At 66.2% G+C, this 21,213-nt stretch carries 14 protein-coding genes and 3 tRNA genes; 5 read left to right on the top strand and 12 right to left on the bottom strand.

Annotated features, from left to right (window positions below):
• The first annotated feature begins 94 nt into the window (after positions 1–94).
• Positions 95–1,750 (top strand): glucose-6-phosphate isomerase, encoded by a 1,656-nt coding sequence (gene pgi, locus J8I34_RS29660; RefSeq protein WP_209807727.1) that lies wholly within the window; start codon positions 95–97, stop codon positions 1,748–1,750.
• A gap of 13 nt (positions 1,751–1,763) precedes the next feature.
• On the opposite strand, the gene J8I34_RS29655 is transcribed toward pgi, so the two are convergent.
• Complete coding sequence (locus J8I34_RS29655; protein WP_029049793.1) at positions 1,764–2,462, bottom strand: ABC transporter ATP-binding protein; 699 nt, start codon at positions 2,460–2,462, stop codon at positions 1,764–1,766.
• Between J8I34_RS29655 and J8I34_RS29650 the strand changes: the two genes are divergently transcribed.
• Complete coding sequence (locus J8I34_RS29650; RefSeq protein ID WP_371748164.1) at positions 2,461–3,138, top strand: arylesterase; 678 nt, start codon at positions 2,461–2,463, stop codon at positions 3,136–3,138. The genes J8I34_RS29655 and J8I34_RS29650 overlap by 2 nt on opposite strands.
• A gap of 100 nt (positions 3,139–3,238) precedes the next feature.
• Here the strand turns inward: J8I34_RS29650 and J8I34_RS29645 are convergent, their stop codons facing one another.
• The 8 genes from J8I34_RS29645 to mnmC all read right to left on the bottom strand — a co-directional run bounded on the left by J8I34_RS29645 (position 3,239) and on the right by mnmC (position 14,215).
• Positions 3,239–5,170 carry a SurA N-terminal domain-containing protein gene (locus J8I34_RS29645; protein WP_209807725.1) on the bottom strand — a complete coding sequence of 644 codons (1,932 nt, stop codon included), beginning with the start codon at positions 5,168–5,170 and terminating at the stop codon, positions 3,239–3,241.
• Positions 5,171–5,309: 139 nt separating this feature from the next.
• Positions 5,310–5,386: transfer RNA gene (locus tag J8I34_RS29640), tRNA-Asp, on the bottom strand.
• A gap of 50 nt (positions 5,387–5,436) precedes the next feature.
• Positions 5,437–5,512: transfer RNA gene (locus J8I34_RS29635), tRNA-Val, on the bottom strand.
• 182 nt (positions 5,513–5,694) lie between these two features.
• A complete protein-coding gene (gene lon, locus J8I34_RS29630; RefSeq protein WP_029049267.1) occupies positions 5,695–8,106 on the bottom strand; it encodes an endopeptidase La in 2,412 nt (803 codons plus the stop codon).
• A gap of 255 nt (positions 8,107–8,361) precedes the next feature.
• Positions 8,362–9,639 carry an ATP-dependent Clp protease ATP-binding subunit ClpX gene (gene clpX, locus J8I34_RS29625; RefSeq protein ID WP_029049268.1) on the bottom strand — a complete coding sequence of 426 codons (1,278 nt, stop codon included), beginning with the start codon at positions 9,637–9,639 and terminating at the stop codon, positions 8,362–8,364.
• Positions 9,640–9,910: 271 nt separating this feature from the next.
• Positions 9,911–10,561 carry an ATP-dependent Clp endopeptidase proteolytic subunit ClpP gene (gene clpP, locus J8I34_RS29620; protein ID WP_029049269.1) on the bottom strand — a complete coding sequence of 217 codons (651 nt, stop codon included), beginning with the start codon at positions 10,559–10,561 and terminating at the stop codon, positions 9,911–9,913.
• Positions 10,562–10,672: 111 nt separating this feature from the next.
• Complete coding sequence (gene tig / locus J8I34_RS29615; protein WP_029049270.1) at positions 10,673–12,031, bottom strand: trigger factor; 1,359 nt, start codon at positions 12,029–12,031, stop codon at positions 10,673–10,675.
• Positions 12,032–12,241: 210 nt separating this feature from the next.
• Entirely contained in the window at positions 12,242–14,215 is a 1,974-nt protein-coding gene (gene mnmC, locus J8I34_RS29610; protein WP_029049271.1) for a bifunctional tRNA (5-methylaminomethyl-2-thiouridine)(34)-methyltransferase MnmC2/FAD-dependent 5-carboxymethylaminomethyl-2-thiouridine(34) oxidoreductase MnmC1, read from the bottom strand.
• Positions 14,216–14,359: 144 nt separating this feature from the next.
• Here mnmC and J8I34_RS29605 point away from each other — a divergent pair, with 144 nt between their 5' ends.
• Complete coding sequence (locus J8I34_RS29605) at positions 14,360–15,217, top strand: 23S rRNA (adenine(2030)-N(6))-methyltransferase RlmJ (RefSeq protein WP_209776803.1); 858 nt, start codon at positions 14,360–14,362, stop codon at positions 15,215–15,217.
• Between the two features lie 36 nt (positions 15,218–15,253).
• Here J8I34_RS29605 and J8I34_RS29600 read toward each other — a convergent pair whose 3' ends face one another.
• Positions 15,254–15,535, bottom strand: a complete 282-nt coding sequence (locus J8I34_RS29600; RefSeq protein WP_369796525.1) for a VanZ family protein — start codon at positions 15,533–15,535, stop codon at positions 15,254–15,256.
• Between the two features lie 351 nt (positions 15,536–15,886).
• On the opposite strand from J8I34_RS29600, the gene J8I34_RS29595 reads away from it, so the two are divergent.
• Positions 15,887–15,973 (top strand) — tRNA-Leu (locus J8I34_RS29595).
• 331 nt (positions 15,974–16,304) lie between these two features.
• A complete protein-coding gene (locus tag J8I34_RS29590; protein WP_029049273.1) occupies positions 16,305–16,652 on the top strand; it encodes a hypothetical protein in 348 nt (115 codons plus the stop codon).
• A 146-nt stretch (positions 16,653–16,798) separates the two neighbouring features.
• On the opposite strand, the gene J8I34_RS29585 is transcribed toward J8I34_RS29590, so the two are convergent.
• On the bottom strand, positions 16,799–19,912 hold the full coding sequence (locus J8I34_RS29585) for an efflux RND transporter permease subunit (RefSeq protein WP_209807723.1): 3,114 nt from the start codon (positions 19,910–19,912) through the stop codon (positions 16,799–16,801).
• 7 nt (positions 19,913–19,919) lie between these two features.
• A complete protein-coding gene (locus J8I34_RS29580; protein WP_035878453.1) occupies positions 19,920–21,125 on the bottom strand; it encodes an efflux RND transporter periplasmic adaptor subunit in 1,206 nt (401 codons plus the stop codon).
• Positions 21,126–21,213: the final 88 nt, after the last annotated feature.

The following is a 21,213-nucleotide window of genomic DNA, read 5'->3' as shown; positions in this document are numbered from 1 at the left end:
GATATGGCGCGGCGGCCTGCCCGAATGGTCACATTGCTGACGCTATACTTTCGCCTGCGACTCGGTTCACCCCCTGCAACCTGAATTGTCCTGCATGCCCACTGACCTTCACGCCTGGAACGCCCTGCTTCGGCACCATGACACGATCCGCGATGCACAGATGCGCGAGTGGTTCGATGCCGAAGACAAGCAGCGCGTCTCGCAGTTCTCGCTCGAAGCCGCCGGCCTCTACCTGGACTACTCGAAGAACCGCATCACGCCCGAGACCATGCGGCTGCTGGTGCAACTGGCGGCCGAATCCGGCGTGCCGCTGCGGCGCGACGCAATGTTTGCCGGCGAGCATATCAACACTACCGAAGACCGCGCGGCGCTCCATGTCGCGCTGCGCGCGACGGCCGGCGATGGCTACAAGGTCGACGGCGAAAGCGTCATGCCGGCAATCCAGAAGGTGCTGGAGCGCATGCGCAGCTTCTCCGAGCGCGTGCGGGGCGGCGAATGGAAAGGCGGCTCGGGCGAACGCATCACCGACGTCATCAACATCGGCATCGGCGGCTCCGACCTCGGGCCGCGCATGGTGTGCCGCGCGCTGTCGCACCTGTCCGACTCCGACGGCCAGCACGGCCCACGCATGCACTTCGTCTCCAATGTCGATGGCACCGACCTCGCCGAGACGCTGGTGCGCCTCGACCCGCAGCGCACGCTGGTGATCGTCTGTTCCAAGACCTTCACCACGCTGGAAACCATGGCCAATGCGCGCAGCGCGCGTGCCTGGTTCATCGCCAACGGAGTGGCCGAGAGCGAGCTGGCCAAGCATTTCGTCGCGGTCTCGACCAATACCGACGCCGTGCGCGAGTTCGGCATCGATCCCGCCAACATGTTCGAGTTCTGGGACTGGATCGGCGGGCGCTTCTCGCTGTGGTCATCGGTCGGGCTGTCGATCACGCTGGCCGTGGGCTTCAACGCGTTCGCCGACCTGCTCGCCGGCGGCCGCGCCATGGACGAACACTTCCGTACCGCGCCGCTGGAACGCAACCTGCCGGTGATCCTCGGCATGCTGGGCATCTGGTACCGCAATTTCTGGCACCTGCCGACCAGCTGCATAGCGCCCTACTCGACTTCGCTCGAACTGTTCCCCGCGTTCCTCCAGCAGCTGGAGATGGAGAGCAACGGCAAGTCAGTGCAGCTCGACGGGCAGCGCGTGCGCACGCATACCTCGCCTGTGGTGTGGGGAACGGCCGGCACCAATGGCCAGCATGCCTACTTCCAGCAGATCCACCAGGGCTCGCAAGTGGTACCGGTGGATTTCGTCGCGCCGCTGGTGCCGCCGCGCCGGCTGCCGGGCCATCATGCCAAGCTGCTCGCCAACTGCTTCGCGCAGGCCGAGGCGCTGATGCGCGGCCGCAGCGCCGACGAGCTGCGCGCCGCCGGCCTGAGCGACGAAGTGCGCATCGCGCATATGGTGTTCGACGGAAACCGGCCCAGCAACACCTTGCTGATGGAGGACCTGACGCCGCACGTGCTGGGCGCGCTGATCGCGCTCTATGAGCACCGCACCTTCGTGCAGGGCGTGGTGTGGAAGATCAATTCGTTCGACCAGTGGGGCGTGGAGCTGGGCAAGATCCTGGCCCGGCCGATCGAAGCCGAGCTCACCGGCGCCGGCACCGGCGCCGGCGCCGGCCAGCATGATGCCTCGACCTCGGCGCTGATCGAGCGCGCCCGCGCGGTGCTGAAGGCAGGCGCTGCCAGCTAAGGCATCAGACGCATCAGACCTCTGCGCCCATCCATTCGTCGCTGGCCACCCGGCCGGCGTCGATGGTCAGGATGCGCCCGCAGCGTGCCGCCACCGAGCGGTCATGCGTCACCAGTACCAGCGTCGAGCCGGCATCGCGGTTGAGCGCGAACATCAGCGCGATCACCGCCTCGCCGGTGGCCGTGTCGAGGCTGCCGGTCGGCTCGTCGGCAAACAGGATGTCGGGTCGCGCGACGAACGCGCGTGCCAGCGCCACGCGCTGCTGCTCGCCGCCCGACAGCGTGCGCGGATAGTGACTCAGGCGCGCACCGAGGCCGACGCGCTCCAGCATGTCCATCGCGCGCTCACGCACCTGCGACGTTTCACCGCGCAACTCAAGCGGCAGCATCACGTTCTCCAGCGCGGTCAGATGCCCCACCAGCTGGAACGACTGGAACACAAAGCCGACATGCCGGCCACGCAGCGCCGCGCGCTGGTCCTCGTCCAGTGCATACAGATCCTGTCCGTGCAGGCGCACCGTGCCCGCGCTGGGCAGGTCCAGCCCGGCCAGCAGGCCCAGCAGCGTCGACTTGCCCGACCCGGATGCGCCGACGATGGCCAGCGTTTCGCCCGGCGTGACGGAAAACGACACGTCGTGCAAAATCGTCAGCGAACCTGTCGTGTCGGCTACGGTCTTTCCAAGGGACTCGACGGCAAGAATGGAAGAGGACATGGATAAAGTGATCCGAGTGGTCCGAGTGATCCGGGGCAAGAGGCGCAGGCTGCTGCTGGCAGCCGCGGTGACGCTGACGATGCTGGGCGGGATGCAGCCGGCGCAGGCCGCAGCGCCAGCGCTGCTGGTGCTGGGCGACAGCCTGTCCGCCGAATACGGCATCACGCGCGGCACCGGCTGGGTCACGCTGCTGCAAGACCGGCTCAGGCAAGAGCGCTTCGATTATAACGTCGTCAATGCCAGCATCAGCGGCGAGACCACCATCGGCGGCAAGACCCGCTTGCCGGACCTGCTGTCGCGGCACAAGCCGGCCATCGTGGTGGTGGAGCTGGGTGCCAACGACGCCCTGCGCGGCCTGCCGCTGCAGACCACGGAGTCCAATCTGCGCCAGATTGTCAGCAGCGCGCAGAAGGCCGGTGCCGGGGTGCTGCTGGTCGGCATGCGCATCCCGCCTAACTATGGCCAGGACTACACCGAAAAGTTCTTCTCGCTGTATCCGAAGCTGGCCAGCGAATTCAAGGTGCGGCTGGTGCCATTCTTCCTCGACAAGGTGATGGCCCGGCAGGATTGGTTCCAGCCGGACCGCATCCACCCCACTGCCGAGGCGCAGCCCGCGCTGCTGGAGACGGTGTGGCCGCAGCTCAGGCCGATGCTCAGGCGCACCGCTGACAAGTAGGCGCCTGCGACGAAGCCTCCACAAACAAAAACCCCTGCCGCCATGGCAGGGGTTTTTTGCTGACGGCGCACGGCGTGGCGCGTGCCAGCCTTGCTAAGCCTTACTGCCCCCCCTGCGCCTGCGTGCCCGCCGGCGTCATCAGCTTGACCTTGGAGCGCGCCTTCAGGCTTTCGTAGAAGGCCTGAAGGTCGGCCTGGCCGGCAAGCTGCGACAGTTGCTGCGCTTCGGCCTGGCGTTGTGCCGGGTTGGCCTGCGCCGGCTGGCTGACCTTGGAGATGCGATAGACGGCATAGCCATCGGCGCCCAGGTCGACACCAACCACCGCGGGCAGCTTGCTGGCATCGGCCCGCAGCACTGCTTCGACCGCCTTCGGCGGCACGCCCTCGGCCTTGGCGCGCGACACGGTCTGCACCGCACCAAAACCATCGGTGCTGTCGGCCTTCTTCAGCGCCTCCAGGCGCGCCTCGCCATCCTTGCGTGCCAGCTCCGCAGCCTGCTGGGCAATATAGCCCTCGCGCACCTTGGCCTCCACCTCTTCGAACTTGCGCACGGTGGCCGGGCGATAGTCGACGATGCGCGCGGCCACCAGCGTGTTCGGCGCGACCTGGACGGCTTCGGTATTGCGCTTCTTCTGGACCGACTCTTCGCTGAACAGTGCCTTCAGCAACTTCTCGTTGTTGAGCGGATTCTGCGCGCCCAGGGCCGGGTTCGGCTGGCGGGTCACGTTATCGGCGGTCTGGATCGTCAGCTTGTACTTGTCGGCGGCCGGCTTCAGGCTGTCGGCCTGTTCGTACACCGTGTTGCCGAAGGCGTCGGCCTGCTCGGCGAACTTCTTTTCGGCGAACTGCTTGCGCAGTTCGGCTTCCAGTTCGGTGCGCACGGCTTCAAGCGGCCTGGTTTCCGACGCCTTGATGCCGGTCAGCTTGATGATGTGGTAGCCATAGTCGGTCTCGACCACGTCGCTGATCTGGCCATCCTTGAGCGCGTACATCGCGTCCTCGAACGGCTTGACCAGCGCGCCCCGGCCCATGAAGCCGAGGTCTCCGCCCTTCTCCGCCGAGCCCGGGTCCTGCGACTGCTTCTTTGCCACGTCGGCAAAGGTCTCGGGATGCTTGCGCAGCTCGTCCAGCAGCTTGGCCGCCTTGTCCTTGGCGGCCTGGCGTTCAGCCGCCGGCGCATCCTTCGGCGCAACGATCAGGATATGGCTGGCACGGCGCTGCTCATCGGTACGGAAGCGCGCGATATTGCTTTCGTAGTAGGACTTCAGCTCTTCCGGCGTGACCGCCTGCGCGGCGGCCAGCGCTTCACCCGACAGCACCAGGTATTCGACCTTGGCCTGCTCTGGCACCGAGAACGCCGACTGGTGGCTGTCATAGTAAGCCTTCAGCGCAGCGGCATCGGGCTGCACCTTGGCGGTGTAGCTGGCCGGCTTGAACACCAGCGCCTGCACATCTCGCTGCTGATCGCGCACGGCGATCAGGCGGTCGAGCAGCGACTTGGGCATGAACGCCGTTGCGGCCACCGATGCGCCCAGTTGCTGCGTCGCCAGCTCGAAGCGCATGCGGGCATCGAACTGCTCGGGCGTCATGCCCTGCGACTGCAGCAGCTGCAAGTAAGCCTTGTCATCGACCTTGCCGTCGGCCTTGCGCGGCAGCTGGGCGATCGCCGGCAGGTTGCTGATTTCCTCGAGCAGCTTGGCATCCGACACGGTCAGGTGCTCGCGCGCCACGGTATTGGCCATCACACGCTGCAGGATCAGCTGGTCCAGTACCGACTTGCGGGCTTCCGGGCCTTCGAACTGGCGCGGATCGTAGTTGTTGCCCAGGATCTGGCGCGCACGCTCGCTCTGGTCACGCACGACGTTGTCGACTTCCTGCACGCTGATGGCCCGGCCATCGACCTTGGCCGCATCGTGCGAGCTGTCCATGAAGCGCGAGTAGCTCTCCACGCCGAAGAACACGAACGACGGGAAAACAAGCACCAGCAGCAGCAAGAGCATCAGGCGCCGGTTGTTGCGTACGAAATCAAGCATGCGGATTCGGGTAATGGATTGGCACGAAAGACAAACTTCGCGATTCTAGCAGGAGCCGGTGGTGGCGGACCTTTTGTGGCGGGCGACAAGCACTCCGCACAAATGAAAAACGCCCGCTGAAGCGGGCGTTTCATAAAACTGGCGGAGTGGACGGGACTCGAACCCGCGACCCCCGGCGTGACAGGCCGGTATTCTAACCGACTGAACTACCACTCCTTTGTCGGTTGCTTCCTGACGCATATTTGCCGCGTTTGCGATGGGGAACGTGGTGGGTGCTGAGGGGCTCGAACCCCCGACCTACGCCTTGTAAGGGCGCCGCTCTACCAACTGAGCTAAGCACCCGTTCGACCATCGCAGGCACGCTGCCTGCAGGTTGCTTTCGCTTCGCACCTCGCGGCAGTTGCCGTGGTTTGCGTTGCGAGGGCGCAAGTGTAATACAGGAGATTTCAGTTTGCCAAGGCCGTGCGCATAAAAAAACGCCGCCGGGCATCGCTGCCCCGCGGCGTTCATTTCACGCAGCCCGATCAGTGGTGCAGACGCTCCACCTTGGCCGTGGCCTTGTCCGCCACGTCAGCGGGCTTGGCATCCTCTTCCGCCAACGGCTCCGGTTTGCGCTCGAGCGCCAGTTCCAGCACCTTGTCGATCCAGCGCACCGGCACGATCTCGATGGCGTTCTTCACGTTGTCGGGGATCTCGGCCAGATCCTTGACGTTTTCCTCCGGAATCAGCACCAGCTTGATGCCGCCACGGTGGGCCGCCAGCAGCTTTTCCTTCAGGCCACCGATCGGCAGCACCTCGCCGCGCAGCGTGATCTCGCCCGTCATGGCGACATCCGCGCGCACCGGGATGCCGGTCAGCACCGACACCAGCGCCGTGGTCATGGCACCGCCTGCCGACGGGCCGTCCTTGGGCGTCGCGCCTTCAGGCACGTGGATGTGGATGTCGCGCTTCTCGAACATCTCATCCGTGATCCCCAGACGGCGTGCCCGCGAACGCACCACCGAACGTGCGGCCTCGACCGACTCCTTCATCACATCGCCCAGCGAACCGGTGCGGGTGATGTTGCCCTTGCCCGGCATGATCGCGGCTTCGATGGTCAGCAGGTCGCCGCCCACCTCGGTCCACGCCAGACCGGTCACCTGGCCAACCTGGTTTTCCTTGCCGGCCAGACCGAAGTCGTACTTGCGCACGCCCAGGAATTTGTCCAGGTTCTCGGAATCGACCTTGATGGTGCCGGACTCCTTCCTCAGCAGCAGGAGCTTGACCGCCTTGCGGGCAATCTTGGACACCTCGCGCTCAAGCGAACGCACACCGGCTTCGCGCGTGTAGTAGCGGATGATGTCGCGAATTGCAGCATCGGTCACCTCGATCTCGCCAGCCTTCAGACCGTTGTTCTTGATCTGCTTGGGCAGCAGGTAACGCGTGGCGATGTTGAGCTTCTCCTCCTCGGTGTAACCCGACAGGCGGATCACTTCCATACGGTCGAGCAGCGGGGGCGGGATATTCAGCGAGTTCGACGTCGCCACGAACATCACGTCCGACAGGTCGAAATCCACCTCGATGTAGTGGTCCTGGAACGTATGGTTCTGTTCCGGGTCCAGCACCTCGAGCAGCGCCGACGACGGATCGCCGCGGAAATCCATGCCCATCTTGTCGATTTCATCGAGCAGGAAGAGCGGATTGCGCACGCCGACCTTGGACAGGCTCTGCAGGATCTTGCCCGGCATCGAGCCGATGTAGGTACGGCGGTGGCCGCGGATTTCGGCCTCGTCACGCACGCCACCCAGTGCCATGCGTACGAACTTGCGGTTCGTCGCGCGCGCCACCGACTGGCCGAGCGAGGTCTTGCCCACGCCGGGAGGCCCGACCAGGCACAGGATCGGCGCCTTCACCTTGTCCACGCGCTGTTGCACCGCGAGGTACTCGAGAATGCGTTCCTTGACCTTCTCCAGGCCGTAGTGGTCTTCATCCAGCACGCGCTCGGCGTTGGCCAGGTCATTGTTGACCTTGCTCTTCTTGCGCCACGGCAGGTTCACCAGCGTGTCGATGTAGTTGCGCACGACGGTGGCCTCGGCCGACATCGGCGACATCAGCTTGAGCTTCTTGAACTCGGCGTCGGCCTTCTTCTTGGCTTCCTTCGGCATGCGCGCAGCCTTGATGCGCTTGTCGAGCTCTTCCAGGTCGGCGCCTTCCTCGCCCTCGCCCAGTTCCTTCTGGATGGCCTTGACCTGCTCGTTCAGGTAGTACTCGCGCTGGCTCTTCTCCATCTGGCGCTTGACGCGGCCGCGGATGCGCTTTTCAACCTGCAGGATGTCGATCTCGCCCTCGAGCTGCGACAGCAGGCTTTCCAGGCGCTCGGTCACATTGACCATCTCCAGGATCTTCTGCTTCTGCTCGAGCTTGATCGGCAGGTGCGCGGCGATGGTGTCGGCCAGGCGGCCAGCCTCGTCAATACCCGACAGCGAGGTCAGGATCTCCGGCGGGATCTTCTTGTTGAGCTTTACGTACTGGTCGAACTGCGACACGATCGCGCGGCGCAGGGCCTCGGTCTCGGCGCTCTCGCCAGGTGCGGGCGGCACGGGCACGGCTTCGCACATGAAGTGCGAATCGTCCTCGCTCACCTCGCGGATATTGGCACGCTGCGTACCCTCGACCAGCACCTTCACGGTACCGTCGGGCAGCTTCAGCATTTGCAGGATATTGGCGATGCAGCCGACCTCGTACAGGTCGTCGGCGGTCGGCTCGTCCTTGGCCGCCGTCTTCTGGGCTACGAGCATGATGCTCTTGCCCGCCTCCATCGCAGTCTCAAGCGCCTTGATGGACTTCGGGCGTCCCACGAACAGCGGGATCACCATGTGCGGAAACACCACCACGTCGCGCAGCGGCAACAGTGGGAGGCGAATCGGCTCGGCCGGGAGGAGTTGTGTTCCGGACATCATTTTCCCCAAGTCAGTCATTTAAGGCGTAAATTGGGCCGCCTGATTCGATTACAAGATACATGCCAATCGATTCACCAAGACAGGAAGATGCCGCTCCCTGCACTTGCAGGCCCCTCTGAAACAGCATACCCGCGTTTCCTCCTTCTCGTCGGTGGAAATAAACAAAAAAAGCCGCTCGCTTCTACGCGAACGGCTTTCTCGCCTCGCTGCCGGTGTGGTTCCAAACACTTACCACCCTTGGCAGCTCTCGCGTCAGTTGGAGCCTGCCACTTTCGGCTGCTGCTCTTCGTACATCAGCAGCGGTGGTGCATCTCCGGTGATCGTATTCTCATCGATCACCACCTTTTGCACGCCCTTGTAATTCGGCAGGTCATACATGACGTCCATCAGCGATTGCTCCAGGATGGAACGCAGGCCGCGGGCGCCGGTCTTGCGGCGAATCGCCTTGCGAGCGATCGCGGTCAGCGCACCCGGGCGGATTTCCAGCTCGACGCCTTCCATCGCCAGCAGCTTCTGGTATTGCTTGACCAGCGCGTTCTTGGGCTCGACCAGGATCTGCACCAGCGCGGCCTCGTCCAGCTTGGCCAGCGTGGCGACCACCGGCAGGCGGCCGATCAGTTCGGGAATCAGGCCGAACTTGATCAGGTCTTCCGGCTCGGTCTGCGGCAGGACTTCGCTGACGTCGCGCTCTTCCTTGCTCTTGACCTGCGCGGCGAAGCCGATGCCGGTCTTGTCCGAGCGCTGCATGATGACCTTTTCCAGGCCGTCGAACGCGCCGCCGCAGATAAACAGGATGTTGGTCGTATCGACCTGCAGGAAGTCCTGGTTCGGATGCTTGCGGCCACCCTGCGGCGGCACCGAGGCCATCGTGCCCTCGATCAGCTTCAGCAGGGCTTGCTGCACGCCCTCGCCCGAAACGTCGCGCGTGATCGACGGGTTGTCGGACTTGCGCGAGATCTTGTCGATCTCATCGATGTAGACGATGCCGCGTTGCGCCTTCTCGACTTCGTAGTTGCAGTTCTGCAGCAGCTTCTGGATGATGTTCTCGACGTCCTCGCCCACGTAGCCGGCTTCGGTCAGCGTGGTCGCGTCGGCGATCACGAACGGCACGTTGAGCAGGCGCGCCAGCGTCTGCGCGAGCAGCGTCTTGCCGGAGCCGGTCGGCCCGATCAGCAGGATGTTGCTCTTGGACAGCTCGACATCGTCCTTCTTGCCGAGGTGCTTCAGGCGCTTGTAGTGGTTATAGACCGCGACGGCCAGGATTTTCTTGGCCTGTTCCTGGCCGATCACATACTGGTCCAGGCTTTCGCGGATTTCGTGGGGCGTGGGCAGGTCCGAGCGCGCGGCCGCGGCGGCGTCTTTCTCGGTTGCGGTGGCTTCGTCACGAATGATCTCGTTGCACAGGTCGATGCATTCGTCGCAAATGAACACCGAGGGGCCCGCAATCAGCTTCTTGACCTCATGCTGGCTCTTGCCGCAGAAGGAGCAGTAGAGAAGCTTTTCGCTGGATGAACCTTTTTTGTCCGCCATAGGAATCAGTCACTTTTGCATTGCGCACACCGCGGGGCGAAAGGCTCCCCGGCGATACGCTTTAAACGCATCATACGCCAAAACAATTGGCCTCACCGGCGCTCTCCCCCAAGGCTGTGGGGCAAAAGCAAAGAACGAGGCACAAGGCCTCGTTCCGGTGTAGCCTTCGCGTTTTGGCAATGCTGCCGCGCCAGGGCGTTCCGCGCAATGCGGGTTTCCCGGCAGACCGGCATAGCCGCCGTTGCGGATTGCGCCGCGGCGGCCCGTGGCATCAGCCGCGGCGGGCGATGACCTTGTCCACCAGGCCGTAGTCCACCGCCTGGTCGCCGCTCATGAAGTTGTCGCGATCGGTATCGCGCGCAATCTTCTCGACCGGCTGGCCGGTCACTTCCGACAGGATGCTGTTCAGCCGCTCGCGCAGGTACAGGATCTCGCGCGCCTGGATCTCGATATCCGAGGCCTGGCCGCGCGCGCCGCCCAGCGGCTGGTGGATCATGATGCGCGAGTTGGGCAGCGCGAAACGCTTGCCCTTGGCGCCGGCCGCCAGCAGGAAGGCGCCCATGCTCGCCGCCATGCCCATGCACAGCGTGGACACATCCGGCTTGATGAACTGCATGGTGTCGTAGATCGCCAGCCCCGCCGAAACGGAACCGCCCGGCGAGTTGATGTAGAGCGACACGTCCTTGTCGGGGTTTTCGCTCTCCAGGAACAGCAGCTGTGCCACCACCAGGTTGGCGGTCTGGTCGTTGACCTCGCCCACCATGAACACCACGCGCTCCTTCAGCAGGCGCGAATAGATGTCATAGGCGCGCTCGCCCCGGCCGGACTGCTCGACGACCATCGGCACCAGCCCCAGGCCCTGGGTTTCCAGTGCCGAAGCCTGCGTGGTGGCGAGACGGTCAAGCAAATCATTGCGGGTCATGCAGGTTCTCCATGGATTCGTCGGATCGCAAGGCAATCAGTCACTCGGGACACCGGCCCGCTTCCTTCGCCGTGGCGCGGAGGAAAGCGGGCTTGCGGGTTATCCCCGACCTCAGGCAGCTTGCTGCTGGTTGCCTTCGGCGGTGAGTTCCTCGAAGGACACCTTCTTGTCGGTGACCTTGGCCTTGTCGCACACGAAATTTACCACGTTGTTTTCGAGCACGTAGGCTTCCATTTCAGCCAGGCGTTGCTGGTCGCCGTAGTACCAGCGCATCACTTCCTTCGGATCTTCGTAGCTCTTGGCGAAGTCCTCGATCTCGGCCTTGATCTGGTCGGCCTTGGCTTCCAGGCCGTTGGCCTTGACGATCTCGGCCAGGATCAGGCCCAGCTTGACGCGGCGCTCTGCCTGCTGCGCGAACATCTCGGCCGGGATCGGCATGTCCTTGGCGTTGGGCATGCCACGCTGCTCCAGGTCGCGGCGGGCCATCTCGACCAGGCGCTCCTGGTCCTGCTCGATCAGGGCCTTCGGCACGTCCAGCTCGCTTGCCTTCAGCAGGGCTTCCATGACCTGGTCCTTCAGCATCGAATGCGTGCGGCGCTTGACTTCACGCTCCAGGTTCTCGCGGATGTCGGCGCGCATCTTCTCGACGCTGCCGTCGGCGATGCCCAGCGACTTGGCGAAGGCTTCGTTGATTTCCGGCAGGTGGGCCCACTCGATCTTCTTCAGCGTCACGGTGAACTCGGCGGTCTTGCCGGCCACTTCCTTGCCGTGGTAGTCCTCCGGGAAGGCCAGCGGGAAGCTCTTGCTTTCGCCGACCTTCAGGCCCAGCGTGGCCTGCTCGAACTCGGGCAGCATGCGGCCTTCGCCCAGCACGAACGGGAAGTCCTCGGCCTTGCCGCCGGCGAACTCTTCACCGTCGATCTTGCCGACGAAGTCCAGCGTCACGCGGTCGCCGTTCTGGGCGGTGACGTCGGCACCGCCGTCGCCATGCTCGCCGGCTTCGCCGCGGGTGTGGTAGTGGACGCGCTGCTTGCGCAGGATGTCGACGGTCTTGTCGACTTCGGCGTCGGTGATCTCGGTGCCGGTGCGGGTCACTTCGGCGGCCGACAGGTCGCCGATCTTCACTTCCGGGTACACCTCGAAGGTGGCATCGAATGCGACCTGGTCAGCTTCCACGCCTTCGGTCTTGATCTCGAACTTGGGCTGGCCGGCAACCTTGACGTCCTGTTCCTTGGTGATGTCGAAGAACTTGCGCGCGGCCTTGTCGAAGCGCACTTCGAACTCGACTTGCTGGCCGTATTGCTTCTCGACCATCTTCATCGGCACCTTGCCCGGACGGAAGCCCGACATCTTCACGGTCTTCGACAGGCGAACCAGGCGCTCCTGCTTTTCCTTCTCCACTTCGGCCTTGGGGAAGGCCAGGGTCACCTTGCGGTCCAGCTTGCCGAGGTTCTCAATCACGTTCGACATGGTCGTAGATCCAATCCAGAAATGTAGTTGTGTTCGTTGGCGCTACCGCTTGCGCTGCGCCATTTGCAGCACTGCCTGGGGCCGACGCGGCGCGACGGCGCACGGAGGGCTCCGCGCAAACGGAAAACGGGGATTATCGCACGGTTTTGGTTCGGTTCCGGCGTTTTTACCCTGAAGCAGACCTGGAAGCGCTTTCCGGCGCCCTCGCCGCTAGCCCGCCTGGCCGTGGCGCAGCGCGCGCAGCAGCAGGCGTGCCGGATCGACGGCATCGGCCAGGTCGGCCTCTAGCGGCAGCGGCTCGCCTTCGATCTGGCTGGCCAGCAGCTCGGCCCCCAGTGCCGCCCATGTGAGGCCGCGCGACGCATAGGCAAGGGCCGCGTACAGGCCGGGGACACGCGGCAGGTCACGCAGGTGCGCGCCGCGCAATGCACCTGCTTGCGTACGTGCCGCCACCTCGTCGGCGACCTGGCCGATCAGCGGCAGCCGGTTGTGCGTGACCGTGCGCACGCCGACATAGCCGGTCAGCGCGGCGGGGTCGATGCCGGCCACCGCGCCGGCCTGCCGCGGCAGCAGGCCGGCCAGGCGCGCCAGGTTGGCGGCATGCACTTCCGGACGCTCGGCCAGTGGCCCTTCGTCGGGGTCGTAGCTGGAGCCGACACGGCCAGTACCGTCCGCCGCACGCGGCAGCAGGTAGCCGGCGCCGGTGACCACGCAGTCGGGCCAGCCGCCGATCGCATCGACCTGCGCGGCCGGCAGCGTAGTGAGCTGGCCGCGCACGCGCCGCATGGTCCAGTGCTGCTGCGGCAGCAGTTGCTGCGCCTCGTGCGCATTGGCCAGCACCAGCACCGGGGCCGACGCCAGCACGGCACCGCCGGCGTCGAGCGCGCGCCACTGGTCATCCACGCGCGCGATGCTTGCCACGCGGCAACCGAAGCGCGCTGCGACTGCATCGCCCGCACGCGCCAGCTGCGCAGTGCAGACATCGGGAGGCGCCACCCAGCCGCCGGCCGGGAACCACAGCCCCCCTCGTGGCACTCCGGCCCGGTGGGTGGACGCCGCCTCCTCCGCGCTCATCCAGCGCACGAACGATTCCGGCAGCCCCATGGCTGCCAGCGCGGCACGCTGGACCTCGCCCTCGGCCTCGTCCTCGCCGATCTGCAGCACGCCGCAGCCGTGCCAGCCGACCGGATGCCCGGCGTCGCGCAGCGCCGCCCAGGCTCGCAGTGCGTACTGGTTGCCGGCGCGAGAAAGGCGCGACAGCAGGCTGTCGTCGGCAGACAGGTGGGCATGCATGGCCGCCGCGCGATGCGCCGAGGTCTGCCGCGCCGGGCCGTCATGCGCATCGAACAGCGTAATGCGCCAGCCGCGCGCGGCCAGGCGCTCGGTCGCGGCGCAGCCGGCCAGGCCGGCGCCGATCACGATGGCATGCCGGTCGGGCCATTGCGCCGCCAGCGGCGGTGCATGGCGGCGCGACTTCCACAACGGCCGGAAGCGCGCGACCGTCATGTCGCGCTTGCCGCCGAAGCCCGGCGCCTTGCTGACTTCGAACCCGACTTCCTTCAGCCCGCGCCGGACGAACCCGGCGGCGGTGTAGGTGGCCAGCGTCGCGCCTGGCCGGGCCAGCCGCGCCAGCCCGCGGAACACCGGCGGCGACCACATGTCCGCATTGCGCGCCGGCGAAAAGCCGTCGAGGTAAAAGGCATCGGCTCCCACTGCCAGCTTCGGCAGCAATTGCCCGGCGTCGCCCAGCGCCAGCGTCAGCACCACCTGCCCCTCGTCGAAGGCAAGCCGGTGCAGGCCCGGCAAGGCGTCGGGCCATTGCGCCTGCAGCGCCTGCGCCAGCGGTTCCAGCGCTTGCAGGCCGGCATGCAGCCGGGCCAGGCCCTCGCGCGTGAAGGGGTGCTTTTCGATCGAGACGAAATGCAGTGTGCCGCAGCGCTCGGGATCGTCGCGCCACGCCTGCCACGTCGCCAGGAAATTCAGCCCCTGGCCAAAGCCGGTTTCGACGATGACGAACTGGCGCTGGCCGGCCCACGCCTGCGGCAGGCCGTTGCCGCCAAGGAAGACATGGGCGGCCTGCGCCATCCCGCCTTCGGTGCTGTGGTAGACGTCGTCGTAGCGGGGTGAATACGGGGTGCCTTCGGCAGACAGGATAGGCTCGGCGGGCTCGAGTGCGCGCGGCATGGGATACGGATACTTGGGGCCCGGGCGGAGGTGCCGGACATGGGGAGGGGGCGACTCGCCGCGGATGGTAGCATAGCGGCCTTCCCCGCAGTGGCCACGCCGCCCTGCCCCCGATCTTGCGCCTCAGCGGCGCCCCGCTTCGCCATGCTCAGCTATCGTCACGCCTTCCATGCCGGCAACCATGCCGATGTCCTCAAACATGCCGTCGTCGTGCAGCTGCTCGAACACCTCACGCAGAAGGACAAGGCGTTCTGGTACATCGACACCCACGCCGGCGCCGGCCTTTATGCGCTCGAGCACGAGTGGGCGCAAAAGAAGGCCGAGTTCGAGACCGGCATTGCGCCCCTGTGGCGGGCCGCCGCCAGCGGCACCGCGCTGCCGCCGCTGCTGGACGAGTACCTCGACCAGGTCCGCGCGCTGAACCAGGATGGCAACCTGCGCCACTATCCCGGGTCGCCATGGCTGGCCTGGCAGATGCTGCGCGAGCAGGACCGGCTGCGCCTGTTCGAACTGCACAGCACCGAAATCCAGGTGCTGCGCGACAACTTCCGCGGCGCCGGCCGCCGCGTAATGCTGTACGACGGCGACGGCTTCGGCGGCATCAAGGCGATCCTGCCGCCGCCGCCGCGGCGCGCGCTGGTGCTGGTGGACCCCTCCTACGAAGACAAGCAGGACTACGCCCGCACCGTGCAGACCGTGCGCGACGGCCTGGAGCGCTTTGCCACGGGCGTCTATGCGGTCTGGTACCCACAGGTGCAGCGGCGCGAATCGCTGCAGCTGCCGGTGCAACTGAAGGCCCTGCCGCTGAAGAGCTGGCTGCACGTGACGCTGACCGTCAGGCACCCGGTCGAAGGCGGCCTGGGGCTGCACGGCAGCGGCATGTTCATCATCAACCCGCCGTGGCGGCTGGAGGAAATGCTGCGGGAGGCGATGCCGCTGCTGGTCAACCTGCTCGGCCAGGACGACGGCGCGAAATTCACGCTGGAAGCGGAAGAGCGGTAAAGCGACAAGCGCCGGCGGCATGCGCCGCCGCGCGAGCTAACGTGGCAAGCGCCGGCCGCGGCCGCGCCACAGCCAGTCCAGCGCCACGCCGGCCAGCACCCCGCAGGTGTCCGCCGCCAGGTCGAGCCAGTCGGCCTCGCGGTATTCGGTCATGCCCTGCAACAGCTCGATGACGCCGCCATAAGCGACCAGCGCCACCAGCAGGGCTAGCCAGTGGCCGGCAAAGGCGCGCCGCCCCAGCAGCGCCAGCGCGCCAAAGGCCAGCAGGTGGTTGCCCTTGTCCCAGCCGGTGCTTGGCAGGGGCTGGGACGGCGGCATCAGCGACAGGGCCAGCACGGCGCAGGCGCAGGCCCAGAAGAGCAGGCGCCATGGCGGCGCCTTCAAGGCAGAAGTCAGACCAGGGGGCATGGGACAGGGAGCGCGCCGCCCCATGCGGCACGCGTCGGCAATGCCGACAATATATATCGCTGGCCAGCGGGACTGGATTCCCCTCGCGCCTTGCGCTACAATCCGCAGCCTCATTGCGCTGCGGGCGCAGAACCTGCCACGGCAGGCGCCGGCAGCGGCGGACCGATGAAAGGCGGGCAGTTCCAGCCGCCTTTTTTGCTTTCGTGTCCCGCGCAGGCAATGAGCATCGCGGCCGCCCGTCCGGGCTGCGCCGCAAGGACCGCGAGGGTGGCGAAATTGGTAGACGCACCAGGTTTAGGTCCTGACGCCAGCAATGGTGTAGGGGTTCGAGTCCCCTCCCTCGCACCATCCGCCCTTCCTGTGGCGGCGCCACCACATGCCGATGCGCTGGTCCCGGTGGCCAGTCCTTACCTGTCGAAACTCGCAGCGGCCAGCGGCGAGATCATCCCGATGTATTGCACAAATTCCGGACAGGCCTGAGTACGCTGCCGGACGTGCAGGTGTGCGAGATGCTGGAGCAATGACCGCGAGCGCCGCCGGTCCTCGCGGGAGGTGGTAGAACACCTGAGTGCCAACGGCTATCGCAGCCCCCGCGCGCGATCTATTCTGAAAGTGTTGGAGCGGTATTGCACACTTCGCCGACCACTCCAGTCTTCACCTCAGCCCTATCGGAGGGCATATGAAAGTTTCTGCCTTGCTGTTGGCAGCGTCGATGGCCGCTGGCTGGTCATCGCTCGCCCAGGCTGCCGGATGCCAGTACGACATGCAGTGCAAAGGGGAGCGGATCTGCCAGCAAGGGCAGTGCGTGTTCCCTGATGCCGAAGAAACGGCCGAAGCCGGCGGGCCAGCCCCGGCGCCGACCCTCAAGCGCACACCGATGCCGCCACCGCCGCGCGGCTGCTGCACGGTGGCAGGCAAGCTCAAGCTGTCGCCGGCTTCGGCCTCCGATACCAGCCTGACCATCGGCGACGCTTGCCAGGGCATGACCAACTCCGGCAAGCCGGTTCCCGGCACGATCTGCAACTAGGCGCGCAGGCCTGGCGGCCCGCGCCTGCCAGCCTGCCATTGCCGCGCGCCTTCTATTGCCGCGCGCTGGCTGGCGTTGGCGCGCAGGCGCCAGTACGGCTCGCAGCTGCATGCGCCGCGCCGGCCTGACACTGGCAGCCGCGCCCGTCAGACTGCCAGCGCCCCAACCCCTGCCTCGGGCCGCTTGATGCGGAACCACGCCGCATACAGCGCCGGCAGGAACAGCAGCGTCAGCACGGTGGCAATGATCAGCCCACCCATGATCGCCACCGCCATCGGCCCCCAGAACATCGAGCGCGACAGCGGGATCATCGCCAGCACCGCCGCGGCGGCAGTCAGGATGATCGGGCGGAAACGGCGCACCGCCGCTTCGACGATTGCGGTCCAGGGCGGCACGCCCGCACTGATGTCCTGCTCGATCTGGTCGACCAGGATCACCGAGTTGCGGATGATCATGCCCAGCAGCGCGGTAATGCCCAACTGCGCCACGAACCCCATCGGCGCGCGCAGCAGCAGCAGCGTCGCGGCGGCACCGATCAGGCCCAGCGGGCCGGTCAGGAACACCATCAGCGCGCGCGAGAAGCTATGCAGCTGCAGCATCAGCAGCGTGAAGATCAGGAAGATGCACAGCGGCAGCTGGGCGGCGATCGACGCGCCGGCCTTGCCGCTTTCTTCTTCCGCCCCGGCCACGGTGATGCGGTAGCCCGCGGGCAGCTGCGCGCGCAGCTGGTCCAGCTGCGGGTTGATCTGCGCGGTCACGGTCGGGCCCTGGATGCCGTCGACCACGTCCGCCTGCACGGTCACGCCGAAGTCCCGGTTCTCGCGCCAGACCACCCCGGGCTCGGACTTCAGCGCCACGCGTGCCACCTGGGTCAGCGGCACGGTGCGGCCGGTATTGGTCGGCACCAGCACGTTGTTCAGGTCGGACATGGCATCGCGCTCGTTGCGCGGCGTGCGCATCAGGATCTCGATCAGCTTGTCGCCGTCGCGGTACTGGCCGACCGGCACGCCGGTCAGCACGGTCTGCGTCACGCGCGCGATCGCGCTGGTGGTGACGCCCAGCGCGCGCGCCTTGTCCTGGTCGATCTCCAGGCGCAGCATCTTGACGTTCTCGTTCCAGTTATCGTTGACGCCGACCGTGTTCGGGTTCGCGCGCATCACGGCCTTGACCTGGTCGGCCAGCTGGCGCACCGCGCCCGCCTCAGGGCCGATCACGCGGAATTGCACCGGATACGCCACTGGCGGCCCGTTCGGCAGCAGCTTGACGCGGCCGCGCAGGTACGGGAATTCGGTGTCGAGCAGCTTGATGATGCGACGGCGCAGCGCGTCGCGCACCTCGGTGCTGGCCGGCATCACGATTACCTGCGCGACGTTGCTCTGCGGAAAGATCTGGTCGAGCGGCAGGTAGAAACGCGGCGCGCCGGTGCCGACGAACGTGGTCAGGCTTTCCACCTGCCTGTCCTTGCCCACCAGCCGCTCGAAGCGCTTGGCTTCGGCTTCCATCTGGGCAAAGCTGGTGCCTTCCGGCATCCACAGTTCCACCATCAGTTCGGGCCGGCTGGAATCGGGGAAAAACTGCTTCTCGACGAACTTGAACGCGTAGATGCCCAGCACGAACGTCACCAGCGTGATGGCGATCACGGTCTTGCGCCAGGTCACGCACCAGTCCACCAGCCGGCGGAAGCGCGCGTAGAACGGCGTATCGAACACCTCATGATGCTCGCCCGCGCCCGCACCGCGCGTCCTGAGCAGCAGATAGCCGAGGTAAGGCGTGAAATACACCGCCGCCAGCCACGACAGCACCAGCGCCAGCGCGGTCACGGCAAAGATGGCGAAGGTGTACTCGCCCACCGTCGAGCGCGCCAGCCCTACCGGCAGGAAGCCCGCCGCCGTGATCAGCGTGCCGGTCAGCATCGGCATCGCCGTCGAGGTATAGGCGAAGGTGGCCGCCTCCATCTTGGAGAACCCCTCTTCCAGCTTGCGCACCATCATCTCGACCGCGATGATGGCGTCGTCGACCAGCAGCCCCAGCGCCACGATCAGCGCGCCCAGCGAGATCTTGTGCAGGCCGATGCCGAAGATGTGCATGAACAGGAAGGTCACCGCCAGCACCAGTGGAATCGTCAGCGCCACCACCAGCCCGGGCCGCACGTCCAGCCGCAGCGGCCGCGTATGCAAGCCCAGTGCGACGAAGCTGACCGCCAGCACGATCACCACGGCCTCGATCAGCACGCGCACGAACTCGCCCACCGATTGCTTGACCGCCTTGGGCTGGTCCTGGACCTGGTCCATCTCGATGCCGACCGGCAGCTGGCCGCGCAGCTTCTCGAAGGCCGCGCGCAGGTCCTTGCCGAGCTGGATGATGTCGCCGCCCTTCTGCATCGAGATGCCCAGCCCGATCACATCCTTGCCATTGAAGCGCATCCGCGTCTGGGTGGGGTCGACATAGCCGCGGTACACTTGCGCGATGTCGCCGAGGCGGATATTGGCGATGCCATTGGGCCCGCGCAGCACCAGGTTCTCCAGGTCCCCGACACTGGCGAACTGGCCCGACAGGCGCACCTGCAGGTTGTCGCTCGGCGTGACCAGCACGCCGCTGCCGGTCAGGTTGTTCTGCTGCGAGATCTGGTCGGCGATGGCATTGATGTCCAACCCGAGCTGGGCAAAGCGCGCCTGGTTGAACTCGATATAGACCTTCTCGTCCTGCAGCCCGATCAGCGACACCTTGGCTACCGACGGCAGGCGCAGCAGCTCCTGCCGCACCAGGTCGGCGTACTCGCGCAGTTCCTTGTAGTTGAAGCCGTCTGCCGACAGCGCGTAGATGGTGCCGTAGACGTCGCCGAACTCGTCGTTGAAGAATGGCCCGCGGACGCCCGCGGGCAGGGTCTGCTGGATATCGCCGATTTTCTTGCGCACGGTGTACCAGATCTGCCCGGTTTCCTTCGCCGGCGAGGTGTCTTTGAGCTGGAAGATCACCGTGGTCTCGCCGGGCTTGGAGAAGCTGCGGATCTTGTCGGCGTAAGGCACTTCCTGCAGCTGGCGTTCGATCTTGTCGGTGACCTGCACCGCGATCTGCTCGGCGGTGGCGCCCGGCCAGAACGCCTGGACCACCATCACGCGGAAGGTAAAGGGCGGGTCCTCGTCCTGGCCCAGCTGGAAGAACGCCAGCAGGCCGCCCAGCAGCAGCACCACCAGCAGGTAGCGGGTCAGCGGCTGGTGCTCGAGCGCCCAGCGCGACAGGTTGAAGCGGGAATGATCCATGCCGCCCTCAGCCCTGCTTAGGCGTCGGGGCCGGCGCGGAGGGGACTGCGGAAGCAGGCGCGACGGTCTGCAGCGGCCGCACCTTCTGGCCCGGGCGCAGCAGATGCACGCCTGCGGTGACGATGGTCTGGCCTGGCGCCAGCCCCTGCCGCACTTCCACCTCGTTGCCGACCGCGTCGCCCAGCGTCACCGTGACCGGCTTGACCGTGCCGGCGGCTGCATCGTAGATCCACACCTGGTTGCGGCCCTGCTCCTGCAGCAGCGCCGTCAGCGGCACGCGGATCGCGGGGGTGGCCCCGGTCCGCACGAACGTCACCACCGCGGTCATGCCGAGCTTGAGGTCGGCGGGCGGATTGGGAATGGTGACGCGGGTGGCATAGGTGCGGGTGACCGGGTCGGCAGCCGCGGCAATCTCCCGCACTCGGCCAGGCAGCGCGCGCTGCGGCTCAGCCCAGGTATGGATACTGACGTCGGTAATGCCGCGCAGCAGGTCGACCTGGTCTTCCGGCAGGCCGATCGCCACTTCCTTCTCCGCGGTCTGGGCCACGCGCACCACCGGCTGGCCCGGGGTCACGACCTGCCCCACCTCGGCGTCGATGGCCGTGACCACGCCGTCGGCGTCGGCATGCAGCACGGCGTAGGCGGTCTGATTGGACTGGCTGCGCAGGCCGGCCTGGGCCTGGCGCAGGCGCGAGTCGGCCGCCTCGAAACTGGCCTGGCGCCGGTGCTGTTCGGCGGCGCTGATAAAGCCCTTGGCGAACAGGTCGTTGTAGCGCTTCAGATCCGACGCGGCGAGGTCGCGGTCGGTCTTCGCGGCCTCGAACTGGGCGCGCGAGCCCGCTTCGGCGAGGGACAGGTCGGTCGGATCCAGCCGGGCCAGCGGCTGGCCCCTGGTGACGATGGCACCCACATCCACCAGGCGTGCAGCGATCTTGCCGCCCACGCGGAACCCCAGCCGCGATTCGACGCGCGGGCGCACGTCGCCGGAAAACTCGAAGGCGGTCTTGCCGCTGTGCTGGCTGAGCTGCATCAGCCGCACCGGGCGGACTTCCGGCGCCGGCTCGGCCTTCCTGCCGCAGCCTGCGACCGTGACGGCGCCGACAGCCACCAGCGCGACAACCGCGAAGCGCCCAAGGCGCGCGCGGCGTAACGATCTGGTGTCAAAAAGAGTCGCTGCGGCCGCAACTTCCGGCACTGGGCAAGGCACTGGCATCGGTAAGCTAGGCCGAACTTTGACTTCCCAAATAGCCGGAACCCGCATCGGCGCTGGGTTTCGGCTATTTTTGAGACTATTATGTAGC

The organism is Cupriavidus phytohabitans, assembly GCF_017815025.1.
In the GTDB taxonomy this organism is placed as follows: Bacteria; Pseudomonadota; Gammaproteobacteria; order Burkholderiales; family Burkholderiaceae; genus Cupriavidus.
The sequence above is the reverse complement of the archived record's forward strand: the minus strand, read 5'-3'. Positions and strand labels throughout refer to the sequence as shown.